12 protein-coding genes are annotated in these 14,580 nt (G+C 66.3%); all 12 read left to right on the top strand.

Going from position 1 to position 14,580, the window contains the following annotated elements:
• The first annotated feature begins 27 nt into the window (after window positions 1-27).
• The 12 genes from JQ617_RS05470 (at window position 28) to fabZ (ending at window position 14,571) form a co-directional block, all read left to right on the top strand.
• Window positions 28-2,505, top strand: coding sequence for a caspase family protein (locus JQ617_RS05470; RefSeq protein ID WP_212024983.1), 2,478 nt, complete (start codon window positions 28-30; stop codon window positions 2,503-2,505).
• A gap of 213 nt (window positions 2,506-2,718) precedes the next feature.
• Complete coding sequence (locus tag JQ617_RS05475; protein WP_018642316.1) at window positions 2,719-3,714, top strand: 30S ribosomal protein S2; 996 nt, start codon at window positions 2,719-2,721, stop codon at window positions 3,712-3,714.
• Window positions 3,715-3,846: 132 nt separating this feature from the next.
• A complete protein-coding gene (gene tsf, locus JQ617_RS05480) occupies window positions 3,847-4,770 on the top strand; it encodes a translation elongation factor Ts (protein WP_063683223.1) in 924 nt (307 codons plus the stop codon).
• Window positions 4,771-4,830: 60 nt separating this feature from the next.
• Window positions 4,831-5,547, top strand: a complete 717-nt coding sequence (gene pyrH, locus JQ617_RS05485; protein WP_063683224.1) for a UMP kinase — start codon at window positions 4,831-4,833, stop codon at window positions 5,545-5,547.
• A gap of 71 nt (window positions 5,548-5,618) precedes the next feature.
• Window positions 5,619-6,182, top strand: a complete 564-nt coding sequence (gene frr / locus JQ617_RS05490) for a ribosome recycling factor (RefSeq protein ID WP_057756077.1) — start codon at window positions 5,619-5,621, stop codon at window positions 6,180-6,182.
• A 12-nt stretch (window positions 6,183-6,194) separates the two neighbouring features.
• Entirely contained in the window at window positions 6,195-6,953 is a 759-nt protein-coding gene (locus JQ617_RS05495) for an isoprenyl transferase (RefSeq protein WP_063683226.1), read from the top strand.
• Window positions 6,950-7,792, top strand: a complete 843-nt coding sequence (locus tag JQ617_RS05500; RefSeq protein WP_156527644.1) for a phosphatidate cytidylyltransferase — start codon at window positions 6,950-6,952, stop codon at window positions 7,790-7,792. The genes JQ617_RS05495 and JQ617_RS05500 overlap by 4 nt, the downstream gene beginning before the upstream one ends.
• A gap of 4 nt (window positions 7,793-7,796) precedes the next feature.
• Entirely contained in the window at window positions 7,797-9,020 is a 1,224-nt protein-coding gene (dxr, locus tag JQ617_RS05505) for a 1-deoxy-D-xylulose-5-phosphate reductoisomerase (protein ID WP_212024985.1), read from the top strand.
• 44 nt (window positions 9,021-9,064) lie between these two features.
• On the top strand, window positions 9,065-10,216 hold the full coding sequence (gene rseP / locus JQ617_RS05510) for an RIP metalloprotease RseP (protein WP_063683228.1): 1,152 nt from the start codon (window positions 9,065-9,067) through the stop codon (window positions 10,214-10,216).
• A 175-nt stretch (window positions 10,217-10,391) separates the two neighbouring features.
• Window positions 10,392-12,920 carry an outer membrane protein assembly factor BamA gene (gene bamA, locus JQ617_RS05515; RefSeq protein WP_212024987.1) on the top strand — a complete coding sequence of 843 codons (2,529 nt, stop codon included), beginning with the start codon at window positions 10,392-10,394 and terminating at the stop codon, window positions 12,918-12,920.
• 125 nt (window positions 12,921-13,045) lie between these two features.
• Window positions 13,046-14,113 (top strand): UDP-3-O-(3-hydroxymyristoyl)glucosamine N-acyltransferase, encoded by a 1,068-nt coding sequence (lpxD, locus tag JQ617_RS05520; RefSeq protein ID WP_212024988.1) that lies wholly within the window; start codon window positions 13,046-13,048, stop codon window positions 14,111-14,113.
• Window positions 14,110-14,571 carry a 3-hydroxyacyl-ACP dehydratase FabZ gene (gene fabZ, locus JQ617_RS05525; RefSeq protein ID WP_063683231.1) on the top strand — a complete coding sequence of 154 codons (462 nt, stop codon included), beginning with the start codon at window positions 14,110-14,112 and terminating at the stop codon, window positions 14,569-14,571. The genes lpxD and fabZ overlap by 4 nt, the downstream gene beginning before the upstream one ends.
• The last annotated feature ends 9 nt before the right edge of the window (window positions 14,572-14,580 follow it).

The raw sequence follows: 14,580 nt of genomic DNA on the forward strand, positions 1-14,580 counted from the left end.
CCTCAACAACAAAAGCGGGCACAAGCCATGCGTGGGACGCTCAAAATCTTCATCTGCCTTCTCCTGCCGATGGCGGTCCTTGCCGCGGGCGCGCATCCGGCGCGTGCGCAGCAGCCGGAAAAGCGCATCGCGCTCGTGGTCGGCAACGGCGCCTATGCCAAGTCGCCGCTGGCGACGACCGCGAACGATGCCGGCCTGATCGCGCAGACGCTGCAGGCGGCGGGCTTCGACGTCGTCGGCGCGCGCGATCTCGACGGCGACACGCTGCGCAAGAGCTTTCGCGATTTCGTCCAGAAGGCGCAGGCCTCGGGACCCGGCACCGTCGCGATGGTTTATCTGGCCGGCTATGGCGTGCAGCTCGCCGGCGAGAACTATTTCATCCCGGTTGATTCCAACATCACCCGCGACACCGACATTCCGACCGAAGCCCTGCGCCTCAGCGACTATGCGCGCCAGCTTGCTTCCATTCCGCTCAAGGCCAATATCCTCGTGCTCGATGCGGCCCGCGCGCAGCCCTTCATCGAGGGCGGCCAACCGATCGCGAGCGGGCTGGCGCTGGTCGAGCCCGATCCGAACATGCTGATCGCCTTCAATGCCGCGCCCGGTACGGTCGCGCCGGAGGAGCCGGGGCCCTACGGCATCTACGCGCAGTCGCTGGCGGAGATGATCCGCACCGGCGGCTTGTCGCTGGCCGACGTGTTCGACCGCGTCCGTCTGCGCGTCAACGAGGCCAGCAAGGGCGCGCAGGTGCCGTGGAACGAGCAGAAGATATCGGCGCCATTCTCCTTCTTCGAGCGCGCGCCCGATGCGCCGCCGCCGGAGACCGCACCGGATCAGGTCGCCGCGATCCGCAACAAGCCGATCCGCGATCTCGGCGTACGGGATGCCTATGCGGCCGCGCTCGAGCGCGACACGCTGCCGGCCTATGAGGAGTTTCTCGCCGCCTATCCGGGCGATCCGATGTCGAAGCGCGTGATGGCGATCGTCGCGGCGCGCCGCGAAGCGATCACCTGGCGCCGCACCTACCGGACCGACACGCCGGAGGCCTATTGGTCGTATCTGCGCCGCTATCCGCGCGGGCCGCACGCGGGCGATGCGCGCCGCCGCCTTGCGATCCTCACCGCGCCGGTCGAGCCGCCGCCGAGCTTTGCGATGATCGACTACGACGTGCCGCCGCCGCCGCCGGAGGAAGTGGTCTATGTCGATCGTCCGGTGCTGTATTTCAGCGATCCCGATTTCGGCTTCGCGCCGCCGCCGCCGCCGCCGGTCTATTACCTGCCGCCGCCGCCGCCGGATTTCATCGTGCTGCCGCCGCCGCTGCCGGTGATCGGCCTGTTCGTGCTGCCGCAGCCGGTGTTCGTCCCGATCCCGGTGTTCGTGCGGCCGCCGGTCTATGTCGCGCCGCCGCCGAACAACATCATCTACGCCAACATCCACAACACCACGGTGATCAACACCGTCATCAACCGGCCGCCCGCAGCGCCGGTCGGGGCCGGAGGAGGGACCGGACCCGGCAATCTGACGCCGGCGATTGCCGGCCGCGCCAACGCGGTCGGACCGGTCCTGCCGCAAGCCGCCACGCAACGCGCCGCCCTGATTCAGGAAGGCAAGGCGCCGATGCCGCCGAGCGCGACGATCCGGCCCATGGCGCGGCCCGGGACACCTCCGGGGACGCCGGCGAACGTCGCGCCAACCGCTTTGCCGGGCGTCGCCGCACCAGGCACCGCTGCACCAAATGTCGCCCCGAATGCCGCGCCACAGGCCAGGTTGCCCGCGGCCAACACACTGCCGGTTCCGGGCTCCCATGGCGGTCCGCCGGCACCGCCGGCGGGGGCAGGGCCATCGCCGGGCGGCAGGCCTGCGCCGACCGCGAACGCGCCCGGTTCGACGCCGCCTCAACCGGGGACGCCGACCGCCGCAGCTCCCGGCACGACGACGCTGCCTGGCCATCCCGGTGCGCCGAATGGTGCCGGTTCGGTAACGGCTGCGCCCACCACGACGAATCCGACGCCTGCGCTCGGCCAGCCGCCGAAACCGCCGGTGGTCCAGACCCCGGTCGGGGCAGCGCCTGGCGATCGCGGCAAGTCCGCAGCCCGCGAGCCGTCCGGTCCGCCTCCGGCCGCAGCTGGAAAGCCGGTCGCACCGCCGCCGTCGGCTGCGCATGAGCCGATCCGGCCGCAGGGCCGGCCAACGGCTGCGCCGCCGCAGGCGGCCAGACCCGCTGCTCCGCCGCCGCGGCCCCAGGCCGTGGCGCGGCCGACGCCGCCACCACCTCCGCCGCGGGTGTCGGCCCCGCCGCCGCGCATGGCAGCGCCTCCGCCGCCGCGCCCCGCTCCGCCGCCGGTCGCCGCGGCCCGGCCCGCGCCGCCCCCGGTGGCCCGGCCTGCTCCACCGCCGCCGCCCCGAGTGGCCGTGGCCCCGCCGCGTCCGGCGGCACCCCCGCCACGCCCGGCCGCCCCGCCGCCGGCCGCCAAGAAGTGCCCTCCCAACCAGCAGAAGTGCTAGGACGGTAGGGTGGTATTGTCGGAGGAGGGGTCTTTCGCGGGCGAAAACCGCCCCTGAAAGACCCTTATTTCCTTGCTTCTGGCCAAAATCGCGCTATATAGCGCGCCATCTCACACGGAAGCATGGCTCGCAAGGCCGTCCGGTGGCAACCGGGGCGACAACGCTCTGTTTTGCTCACACGCTTCCGGAGGAACCAACCGGAGAATTAGAACGATGGCACTGCCCGATTTCACTATGCGTCAGCTGCTCGAAGCTGGCGTGCACTTTGGTCACCAGTCTCACCGCTGGAATCCGAAAATGGCTCCGTTCATTTTCGGCGCTCGCAACAACATCCACATCGTCGACCTCGCCCAGACCGTGCCGATGCTGCACACGGCCCTTCAGGCCGTCAGCGACACCGTCGCCAAGGGCGGCCGCATCCTGTTCGTCGGCACCAAGCGCCAGGCGCAGGACGGCGTTGCTGACGCGGCCAAGCGCTGCGCGCAGTATTTCGTCAACTCGCGCTGGCTCGGCGGCACCCTGACCAACTGGAAGACGATCTCGGCCTCGATCAAGCGCCTGCGTCATCTCGACGACGTGCTCTCGGGCGGCGAAGCCAATTCCTACACGAAGAAGGAGCGCCTGACGCTTCAGCGCGAGCGCGACAAGCTCGACCGCTCGCTCGGCGGCATCAAGGACATGGGCGGTCTGCCCGACCTGATCTTCGTGATCGACACCAACAAGGAAGACATCGCGATCCAGGAGGCCCAGCGCCTCAACATTCCGGTCGCCGCGATCGTCGACACCAATTCGGATCCGAAGGGCATCACCTATGTGGTCCCCGGCAATGACGACGCCGGCCGCGCCATCGCGCTGTATTGCGACCTGATCGCGCGCGCCGCGATCGACGGCATCTCGCGTGCCCAGGGCGATTCGGGCATCGACATCGGCGCCTCGGTTCGTCCGGTCGCCGAAGAGCTGCCGGCCGCGTCCTCGAGCGGCTTCCAGGGCCTTGCGGGTCCCCGCGGCACCGCCGACGACCTCAAGAAGCTCCCGGGCGTCTCGGGCGCGATCGAGAAGAAGTTCAACGACCTCGGCATCTTCCACTACTGGCAGCTCGCCGAGCTCGACCACGACACCGCGCACACGATCGGCGAAGAAGTCGGTCTGCCGAGCCGCGCGGATGCGTGGGTGGCCAAGGCCAAGGCGCTGACCGCGGAAGCGGAATAGTCAGAGCGATCGGTTGGCCGGATCGGATCCGGCCACCATTTCATTCAGTTGACGCGAATTCCTGAGATGGACCGCGGCGGGGCAATTGGAGCCACGCCGCGGCAAACCGGCAGGCAAGAAGGATTTTCCACGATGGCAACGATCACTGCTGCGATGGTCAAGGATCTGCGCGAGTCCACCGGCGCAGGCATGATGGACTGCAAGGCCGCGCTGACCGAGAACGACGGCAACATGGAAGCGGCGCAGGACTGGCTGCGCAAGAAGGGCCTGTCGAAGGCTGCCAAGAAGTCCGGCCGCGTCGCCGCGGAAGGCCTGATCGGCGCGCTCACCAAGGGCACCAAAGGCGTTGTGGTCGAGGTCAATTCCGAGACCGACTTCGTCGCGCGCAACGGCCAGTTCCAGGGCCTCGTCAAGATGGTCGCCCAGGTCGCCTTCGACGCGGGTGCCGACGTCGAGAAGATCAAGGCCGCCAAGGTCGGCGACGTCACGGTCGAAGCCGCGATCAATGACGCGATCGCCACCATCGGCGAGAACATGACGCTGCGCCGTGCCGCCGCTCTCGAAGTGAAGCAGGGCGTGGTGTCGCATTACGTCCACGGCGCGGTCATCGACGGCGCCGGCAAGATGGGCGTCATCGTCGCGCTGGACTCGCCGGGCAAGGCCGACGAGCTCGCCGCGCTCGGCCGCCAGATCGCGATGCATATCGCGGCCACCAACCCGCTGGCGCTCGACCCGTCCGGCCTCGATCCGGCGGTCGTCAAGCGCGAGAAGGACGTGCTCGCCGACAAGTACCGTCAGCAGGGCAAGCCCGAGAACGTGATCGAGAAGATCGTCGAGTCCGGCCTGAAGACCTACTACAAGGAAGTCTGCCTGCTCGAGCAGGCCTTCATCCACGACACCGGCAAGTCGGTGGCGCAGGCGGTGAAGGAAGCCGAGGGCAAGGTCGGCGGCGCTGTGAAGATCGCCGGCTTTGTGCGCTATGCTCTCGGTGAGGGAATCGAGAAGCAGGAAAGCGACTTCGCAGCCGAGGTCGCGGCGGCCAGCGGCAAGAAGTAAGCGCCGGAACGTTCCTTCCGGCGTGCCGCCGGAAGCGGCGCCCGGACGAGGAAAGTGCTCATGACTGATCCGGTCTATCGTCGCGTCGTGATCAAGCTGTCCGGCGAATATCTCGCGGGACAGCAAGGCTTCGGCATCGATCAGCCGACCATGGACCGGGTTGCGGACGATCTGATCGCCGCCCGCCAGCTCGGATGCGAGGTTGCGGTCGTGATCGGCGGCGGCAATATCTTCCGCGGTGTCGAGGTGTCGTCCCGCGGCGTGTCGCGTCCGACCGGCGACACCATGGGCATGCTTGCCACCATGATGAACTGCCTCGCGCTCGAAGCCACGATCGAGCGCAAGGGGACGCCGGCGAGGGCTCTTTCGGCCTTCGTCATGCCCGAGGTTTCCGAGCTGTTCACCCGCGCGGCGGCGCACAAATACCTCGCCGAGGGCCGGATCCTGCTGCTTGGCGGCGGAACCGGCAATCCGTTCTTCACCACCGACACGACCGCGGTGCTGCGTGCCGCCGAGATCGGCGCCCAGGCGGTGCTGAAGGCGACCAATGTCGACGGCGTCTACTCGGCCGACCCGAAGAAGGACCCGAGCGCGACGCGGTTCGACCGGCTGACGCATTCGCAGGCGATCGAGGGCGGCTACAAGGTGATGGATGCGACCGCCTTCGCGCTTGCCCGCGAGACGTCACTGCCTATCATCGTGTTTTCGATCGCGGAGCCAGGCTCGATCGGTGCGATTCTGCGTGGCGTCGGCCACGGAACCGTCGTCGCCGGCTGACGGCTCATCCAGCGCTCTTTCCGGGAAGGGGCGCGGTGAGGTCGTCGCCGGGATTTTGAAGGAGAAACGTGATGGCCACGGGTAATTTCGACCTCAACGAAGTGAAGCGCCGCATGCAGGGCGCCGTCGCCTCGCTCAAGCACGAGCTTGGCGGCCTGCGCACCGGCCGCGCGTCGGCCTCGATGCTCGATCCCGTGCAGGTCGATGCTTATGGCAGCCACATGCCGCTCAACCAGCTCGCGACCGTCAGCGTGCCCGAGCCGCGCCTGATCTCGGTGCAGGTCTGGGACAAGTCGATGGTCAAGGCGGTGGAGAAGGCGATCGTCGATTCCAATCTCGGCCTGTCGCCCGCGACCGAAGGCCAGGTGCTGCGCCTGCGCATCCCCGAGCTCAACGAGGAGCGGCGCAAGGAGCTGGTGAAGGTCGCGCACAAATACGCGGAAGCCGCCAAGGTCGCCGCGCGCCACGTCCGCCGCGACGGCCTCGACGTGCTCAAGAAGCTCGAGAAGAATCACGAGATGTCGGAGGACGATCAGAAGCGTCACGCCGACGAGGTGCAGAAGGCGACCGACGGCACCATCGCCGAGATCGACCAGCTGCTGGCCGCCAAGGAAAAAGAAATCCTCACCGTCTAGGGCTTTTTTTCCATGTCCAACGCCGCCGCGCCAGCAACGGAAGGGCCCGACCGGTCCGAGGCGCCTGCGCATGTCGCCATCATCATGGATGGCAACGGGCGTTGGGCGGCCGCGCGCGGCCTGCCGCGTGCCGAGGGGCACCGCCGCGGCGTCGAGGCGTTGCGCCGCGTGGTGCGCGCCTCGCACGAGCTCGGCATCCGCTATCTCACCATCTTTTCCTTCTCGTCGGAAAACTGGTCGCGTCCGGCGAGCGAGATCGGCGATCTGTTCGGCCTGCTTCGCCGTTTCATCCGCAACGATCTGGCGAGCCTGCATCGCGACGGCGTCAAGGTCCGCATCATCGGCGAGCGCGACGGGCTCGAGGGCGACATCTGCGCGCTGCTCAACGAAGCCGAAGAGCTGACGCGCGACAACACGCGCCTCACGCTCGTCGTTGCCTTCAACTACGGCTCGCGCCAGGAGATCGCGAAGGCTGCGCAGAAGCTTGCGCGCGAAGTCGCGGAAGGCAAGCGCGACCCCGCCACGATCGACGCCGAGACGCTCGGTGCGCATCTCGATGCGCCCGACATTCCCGATCCCGATCTGATCATCCGCACCAGCGGCGAGCAGCGCCTCTCCAACTTCCTGATGTGGCAGGCGGCCTATAGCGAGCTGGTCTTCGTGCCGATCCACTGGCCCGATTTCGACAAGGCTGCGCTGGAAGGCGCGATCGCCGAATTCGCCAGGCGCGAGCGCCGTTTCGGCGGCCTGGTCGCGAAAACCGCCTCGTGAGCGAATCCGACACCGCACCCGCGGGCGCCAAGCCCGCCCCGAGCAACCTCGTGATGCGAGTCCTCGCAGCGCTGGTGCTGGCGCCGGTGACCATTGCGATCGCCTATGCCGGCGGCTGGCTGTGGGCGCTGCTCGTTACCCTGGTGTCGATCGGGCTGTTCGCGGAATGGCTGATGGTGGTCGGGGCGGGCTCGACCGCGCTGACCGGGGCGGGGACGATCGTCATCGCCATGATGGGCTTGTGCGTTGCCGCCGGCGCGCTCAAGACCGCCATTGTCGTCGGCTGCGTCGGCGGCGCGATCATCATGCTGATCGCGCGCGGCAGGTTCGTCTGGGCCGGCACAGGCTTTGCGTATGCGTCGGCGGCGCTGCTGGCCTCGATCCTGGTGCGGAAGGATCTTGTCAACGGCTTCGCCGCGCTGATGTTCGTGCTGCTGGTGGTGTGGGCGACCGATATCGGCGGCTATTTCGCCGGCCGCGGCCTTGGCGGCCCGAAATTGTGGCCGCGGGTGAGCCCGAAGAAGACCTGGGCCGGAGCCCTCGGCGGCTTTGCCGCGAGCCTTGCGGTCGCCTCGGGCTTTGCCGCTTGCGGGATCGGCAAGCTGGTCCCGCTGCTGCTCGTCAGCGCCGTGCTCTCGGTGGTGTCGCAGCTCGGCGACCTCTTCGAATCCGCGGTGAAGCGGCGGTTCGGCGTCAAGGATTCCAGTCACTTAATTCCCGGCCACGGCGGGCTTATGGACCGTCTGGACGGCTTTGTTGCGGCCATCCTAGTGGCCTGGATTATCGGCTTTCTCCGTCACGGTGTGCATAGCGCCGGAAGCGGTCTTATGGTTTGGTGAGGATATGAGCGCAGTCCCATTGCGTAATAACAGGCTTGCTGCGTCCGACGTTCGCAGCGTCACGGTTCTCGGCGCCACCGGCTCGATCGGCGACAGCACGATGGATTTGCTGCGCGCCTCGCCCGAGCGCTACCGCGTCGAAGCTCTCACGGCGAACAGCAATGTCGAAGCGCTGGCCAAGCTCGCGAAGGAGTTCAACGCGCGCTTCGTTGCGATCGCAGACAGCTCGAAGCTCGGTGAGCTCAAGGCCGCACTTGCGGGGACGAGCACCGAATGCGGCGCCGGCGAAAGCGCGGTCATCGAGGCCGGTGCGCGGCCGGCCGATTGGGTGATGGCGGCGGTCAGCGGCGCGGCCGGGCTGAAGCCGGCTCTGGCGGCGGTCGATCGCGGCGCGCATGTCGCGCTCGCCAACAAGGAATGTCTCGTCTGCGCCGGCGATTTCTTCATGCAGCGCGCCGCGAAAGCCGGTGCGTGCATCCTGCCAGCCGATTCCGAGCACAACGCGCTGTTCCAGGCGCTGGCATCGGGCAATCGCGACGAGCTCGTCCGCGTCATCATCACGGCGTCGGGCGGCCCGTTCCGGACCTGGAAGCCGGCCGACATCGAGCAGGCGACGCTCGAACAGGCGCTCAAGCATCCGAACTGGAGCATGGGCCAGAAGATCACGATCGACTCCGCCTCGATGATGAACAAGGGGCTCGAGGTGATCGAGGCCTCCTATCTGTTCGCGCTCTCGCCCGACGAGATCGACGTGCTGGTGCATCCGCAGTCGATCATTCACGGCATGGTGGAATTCTCCGATCGCTCGGTGATGGCCCAGCTCGGCGCCCCCGACATGCGCACGCCGATCGCGCACTGCCTCGGCTGGCCCGACCGCATCAAGGGGCCGGCGGCCAAGCTGGACCTCGCCAAGATCGGCCAGCTCACCTTCGAGGCGCCGGATTTCGAGCGGTTCCCCGGACTGCGTCTGGCTTTCGACTCGCTCCGGACCGGGAAGGGGGCGACGACGGTCTACAACGCGGCCAACGAGGTCGCGGTCGCCGCTTTCATCGCCGGCAAGATCCGGTTCGGCGCCATTGCGCGGCTGGTCGAGGCGACGCTGGACGACTGGGTCCGGGGCGGAAACCAGGCCCCGATGACATCAGCGGATGATGCTATATCTGTTGACCATGTTGCTCGAAATAGAGCCGCCGCCCTATTGCCTCAAATTGCCTTAAAGGCATCCTAGTTGGTTCGGGGCCAGGGCCTTGCGGCGCTGGATGAGGGATATCGATGATCGACTTTTTCGTCCATAGTTTCAATACGTTGAGCCATGGGCTCCTCGGTTACGCAGTTCCCTTCCTCTTCGTCCTGACCATCGTCGTGTTCTTCCATGAGCTCGGCCATTTCCTGGTCGCGCGCTGGGCGGGCGTTCGGGTGTTAACCTTTTCGCTCGGTTTCGGACCTGAGCTGATCGGTTTCAACGACCGTCACGGTACCCGCTGGAAGATCTCGGCGATCCCGCTCGGCGGCTACGTCAAGTTCTTCGGCGACGAGAGCGAGGCCTCGACCCCGTCGGCCGAGTCGCTGGCGGCGATGACGGCCGAGGAGCGCGCCGGCAGCTTCCACCACAAGAAGGTCGGCCCGCGTGCGGCCATCGTCGCGGCCGGACCGATCGCCAATTTCATCCTGGGCGCGCTGATCTTCGCCGGCATGGCCCTGTATTACGGCAAGCCGAGCACGATCGCGCGCGTCGACGGCGTCGTCGCCGATGGTGCGGCGGCCGCAGCCGGCTTCAAGATCGGGGACGTCGTGGTCCAGATCGACGGCAAGCCGATCGAGAGCTTTGCCGACATGCAGCGAATCGTTGCGATGAATGCCGGTTCGGCGCTTGCGTTCCAGGTCAAGCGGGACGGGTCCATCGTGTCGCTGACTGCGACCCCGGCGCTGCTCGAGCGCAAGGATCCTTTCGGCAACAGCCATCGTGTCGGCGTGCTCGGTGTCGAGCACAAGTCGCAGGCCGGCGAGGCCTCGACCGCGCCGGTGGGTGTCGGCGAAGCGCTCAAGATCGGCGTCGAGCAGGTCTGGTTCATCATCACCAGCACCTTCAAGTTCCTGGGCTCGCTGTTCGTCGGAAACGGCAATCCGAATGAGGTCAGCGGTGTCCTCGGAATCGCGAAGATGTCGGGGCAGGCGGCCAGCGCCGGGTTCCAGTTCGTGATCAACCTCTGCGCGGTGCTGTCGGTGTCGATCGGCCTGCTGAACCTGTTCCCGATCCCGCTGCTCGATGGCGGTCACCTTATGTTCTATGCGGCGGAAGTGGTTCGCGGCCGGCCGCTGTCGGAGCGGACGCAGGAGATGGGGTTCCGAATCGGGCTGGGTTTGGTGCTGATGTTGATGGTGTTTGCCACCTACAACGACATCCTGCGGATGGCAGCTTCCTGATAGGGGCTTTTTTGTGGCGTTGCTGATCAGCAACGTCTTGGAATGAAATTGAAATTACGGCGCTTTCGGCCGTTTGCGGCGTGAGCGAAATTGGCTACAAGCGGCCTGAACTTGGGGAATCTCCGGACCGGCGTTGGGGTTGGGTCTGGCACGGAATGATAAGGGCGCGTTGCGCATGAAGTTTGGACTGCGACTCCGGGGGGGCTTGCTCGCAACCCTGATCATGTTCGGCGCGCCGGTGGTTGCCCCGGTTGGGGCTGTTTTTGTGTCTTCGTCTGCGCTCGCTCAGACCGTTCAGTCGATTTCCGTCGAAGGAAATCGCCGTGTCGAGGTGGAGACGATCCGCTCCTATTTCAAGCCGGGCCCGGGCGGCCGCCTGGACCAGGGCGCCATCGATGACGGCCTCAAGGCGCTGATCGAGACCGGCCTGTTCCAGGACGTCAGGATCAATCGCGGCCCCGGTGGCCAGGTCATTGTCTCCGTGGTGGAAAACCCGGTGATCGGCCGCATTGCCTTCGAAGGCAACAAGAAGATCAAGGACGAGCAGCTCACCGCCGAGGTCCAGTCCAAGGCGCGCGGAACCTTCTCCCGTGCCATGGTGCAGTCCGACACGCTGCGAATCGCTGAAATCTATCGCCGCTCCGGCCGCTACGACGTGCGCGTCACGCCCGAAGTCATCGAGCAGCCGAACAACCGCGTCGACCTCATCTTCACGATCGTCGAAGGCTCCAAGACCGGCGTGAAGTCGATCGACTTCGTCGGCAACGTCGCGTTCTCGTCCTACCGCCTGCGGGACGTCATCAAGACGCGCGAATCGAACCTGCTCAGCTTCCTTGCCAGCGGCGACATCTACGATCCCGATCGCGTCGAGGCCGACCGCGACCTGCTGCGCCGCTTCTATCTCAAGAACGGCTTCGCCGACGTCCAGGTCGTGGCCGCGCTGACCGAATACGATCCGGAGAAGAAGGGCTTCAACGTCACCTTCAAGATCGAGGAAGGCTCGCAATACCGCGTCGGCGCGGTCGACTTCCGCACCAGCATTCCGAACTTCGATCCCTCCTCGATGCGCGGCTATTCGCGCGTCAATGTCGGGTCGCTCTACAACGTCGAATCGGTCGAGAAGTCGGTCGAGGAGATGCAGATCGAGGCCTCGCGCCGCGGTTATGCCTTCGCCGTGGTCCGTCCCGGCGGCGACCGCAATTTCGAGGCGCACACCGTATCCGTCGTGTTCAACATCGACGAGGGCCCGCGCACCTATATCGAGCGCATCAATCTGCGCGGCAACACCCGCACGCGCGACTACGTGATCCGCCGCGAGTTCGACATCTCCGAGGGCGATGCCTACAACCGCGCGCTGGTCGATCGTGCCGAGCGGCGCCTGAAGAACCTCGACTACTTCAAGTCCATCAAGATCACGACGGAGCCCGGCTCGTCGAGCGACCGCGTCATCCTGATCGTCGACATGGAAGAGAAGTCGACCGGCGACTTCTCGATCTCGGGCGGCTATTCCACGACCGACGGCGCGCTGGCCGAAGTGTCGATCTCCGAGCGCAACCTGCTGGGCCGCGGCCTGTTCGCCAAGGCGGCGGTGACCTACGGCCAGTACGCGCGCGGCTATTCGCTGTCGTTCGTCGAGCCGTATCTGCTCGACTACCGCGTCGCGCTGGGCCTCGACCTCTATCAGCGCGAGCAGAAGTCCAACAGCTACATCTCCTACGGCACCAAGACGCTCGGCTTCTCGCCGCGCCTCGGCTTCTCCTTGCGTGAAGATCTGGCGCTCCAGATTCGCTACTCGATCTATCGGCAGGAAATCTCGCTGCCGTACTTCCTGGCGAACTGTAACAATACCGGGACGCCGGCGATCAATCCGAGCCCGGCCTTCGCCAGCCTGAACGGCATCGACCTGACCTCGACCAACGGCCTCGGCTGCTACAGCGATGGCGAAGCGTCGCTGCCGGTGCGCAGGGAGCTTGCCAACGGCAAGACCCTGACCTCGGCGCTCGGCTATACGCTCAGCTACAACACGCTGGACAACAACAAGAACCCGACCGACGGTCTGCTCCTCGACTTCCGTCAGGATTTCGCCGGCGTCGGCGGCGACGTCACCTATCTGAAGTCCGTCGCGGACGGCAAGTATTACACCCCGCTGGTCTCGGACATCGTCGGCCTCGTCCATCTTCAGGGCGGTGTTCTGACCAAGATCGGCAGCGACATTCGCATGCTCGACCACTTCCAGATGGGCCCGAACCTCGTCCGCGGCTTTGCCCCGAACGGCATCGGCCCGCGCGACCTCAACCCGTTCGGCACGCAGGACGCACTCGGCGGCACCAAGTACTGGGGCGCATCGCTGGAATTGCAGATGCCGTTCTGGTTCCTGCCGAAGGAAGTGGGTCTGAAGGGTGCGGTCTATGCCGACGCTGGTGGCCTGTTCGACTATCAGGGCCCGACGACCTGGGCTCTGACTGGCGAAACGACCACGCCGAAGAATTCGAACTGCACGCCGTCGACCATCAATCCGCCCACGGCCGGAACTTGTACTGGCCTGGTGTACGACAACGGAAACACCGTTCGTTCGTCGGTCGGTGTCGGCTTGATCTGGCAGTCGCCGTTCGGTCCGCTGCGGTTCGACTACGCGGTTCCGCTCACCAAGGGCAAGTATGACCGCACGCAGGAATTCCGGTTCGGCGGCGGCACCACGTTCTAACGCGAACAGCACGGCACGATCCGGATCGTTGGAGCCGGTTTCCGAAAAGGATCGTGCCAGTCCAAGAGATGAGGCATGATGCGGCCTTGCCGCTTCATGCCGAAGCCGGACCGCGACGGGGTGGAATGGCGCAGCCGACCTTCTTCACAAAGCCGCCTGCCACGGCGCTGGCCGAGATCGCCACGCTGACCAAGGCGCAGCTTGTCGACCCCGCAAGGGGCGGCCACATCATCACGGGCCTGGCTTCGCTCGACGAAGCCGGCCCGATGCATCTGGCGTTCTTCGACAACCTCAAATACGCGGACGAGCTCAAGGCGACCCGGGCTGGCGCTTGCCTGGTGAGTCCGCGCTTCGAGGCCCAGGTGCCCGCCCATGTGGCCGTGCTGCGGGTGGCGCAGCCGTTCCGCGCCTTCGTCGGAATTGCCCGGGAATGGCACGGCGATGCGCTGCGGCCGCAGTCCTGGTTCGGTAATGACGGCATCGCGCCGTCGGCCATCATCGATCCCTCGGCGCGGCTCGAGGACGACGTCATCGTCGAGCCTCTGACCGTCATTGGTCCCGACGTCGAGATCGGCAGCGGTACTGTGGTCGGCGCCGGTGTGGTCATCGGTCCCGGCGTCAAGATCGGCCGGGACTGCAATGTCGGCGCCCGCACGGCCATCCAGTGCGCGCTGATCGGCAACAACGTGCTGATCCATCCCGGCTGCTCGATCGGCCAGGACGGCTACGGCTTCATCTTCTTCGGCCCCGAGGGCCATCTGAAGGTGCCCCAGACCGGCCGCGTGCTGATCCAGAACAACGTGGAAGTCGGCGCCGGCACCACCATCGATCGCGGGTCCCTGCGCGACACCGTGATCGGGGAGGGCACCAAAATCGACAATCAGGTCCAGATCGGCCACAATGTGACGATCGGCCGGAACTGCCTGCTGGCGGCCCAGATCGGGCTCGCGGGCAGCCTGACGATCGGCGACAACGTGGCGCTGGGAGCGAAGGTTGGCATCAACAACCACCTCAAGATCGGCGACGGCGCCCAGGTCACCGCGATGAGCGGCGTCAAGGACGACATCCCGCCGAACGGTCGCTGGGGCGGCTTTTTTGCCAAGCCGACCAAGCAGTGGTTCAAGGAAATTATCGCGGTGGAGCGCCTGGTACGCGACAGCAGGGCCGATCCGAAGGACGAGGGACGGGAATGACGGAGGAATCGCCTATCAAGTTCGAGCTGGTGGATATCAATGCGATCCTCCAGACGCTGCCGCACCGGTTTCCGATGCTCCTGATCGACCGTGTGATCAACATCCGGGCCGATTACAGCGGCATCGGCATCAAGAACGTCACCTTCAACGAGCCGGCCTTCCAGGGGCATTTCCCCGAGCGCCCGGTCTATCCCGGCGTGATGATGATCGAGGCGATGGCGCAGACGGCGGGCGTGATCGGCATCAAGTCGGTCGAGGGCACCGAGAAGCCGCGCGCGGTGTATTTCCTCACCATCGACAAGTGCAAGTTTCGCAAGCCCGTGCTGCCGGGCGATACCATCGAGTATCACATGCGCTCGCTCGGCCGCCGCAAGGCCATGTGGTGGTTTCACGGCGATGCCAAGGTCAACGGGACGGTCGTTGCCGAAGCCGACGTCGGCGCGATGCTGACGGACTGATCGCGCCGC

The sequence above is a fragment of the Bradyrhizobium sp. KB893862 SZCCT0404 genome (genome assembly GCF_018130885.1).
Taxonomy (GTDB): domain Bacteria; phylum Pseudomonadota; class Alphaproteobacteria; order Rhizobiales; family Xanthobacteraceae; genus Bradyrhizobium; species Bradyrhizobium stylosanthis.

Bases quoted from the DNA above. Each gene is read 5' to 3' on its own strand.
- frr (WP_057756077.1), top strand. From the start codon at position 5,619: ATGGCCACGGGTAATTTCGACCTCAACGAAGTGAAGCGCCGCATGCAG.
- pyrH (WP_063683224.1), top strand. From the start codon at position 4,831: ATGACTGATCCGGTCTATCGTCGCGTCGTGATCAAGCTGTCCGGCGAA.
- dxr (WP_212024985.1), top strand. From the start codon at position 7,797: ATGAGCGCAGTCCCATTGCGTAATAACAGGCTTGCTGCGTCCGACGTT.
- JQ617_RS05495 (WP_063683226.1), top strand. From the start codon at position 6,195: ATGTCCAACGCCGCCGCGCCAGCAACGGAAGGGCCCGACCGGTCCGAG.
- JQ617_RS05475 (WP_018642316.1), top strand. From the start codon at position 2,719: ATGGCACTGCCCGATTTCACTATGCGTCAGCTGCTCGAAGCTGGCGTG.
- bamA (WP_212024987.1), top strand. From the start codon at position 10,392: ATGAAGTTTGGACTGCGACTCCGGGGGGGCTTGCTCGCAACCCTGATC.
- lpxD (WP_212024988.1), top strand. From the start codon at position 13,046: ATGGCGCAGCCGACCTTCTTCACAAAGCCGCCTGCCACGGCGCTGGCC.
- rseP (WP_063683228.1), top strand. From the start codon at position 9,065: ATGATCGACTTTTTCGTCCATAGTTTCAATACGTTGAGCCATGGGCTC.
- JQ617_RS05470 (WP_212024983.1), top strand. From the start codon at position 28: ATGCGTGGGACGCTCAAAATCTTCATCTGCCTTCTCCTGCCGATGGCG.
- fabZ (WP_063683231.1), top strand. From the start codon at position 14,110: ATGACGGAGGAATCGCCTATCAAGTTCGAGCTGGTGGATATCAATGCG.
- tsf (WP_063683223.1), top strand. From the start codon at position 3,847: ATGGCAACGATCACTGCTGCGATGGTCAAGGATCTGCGCGAGTCCACC.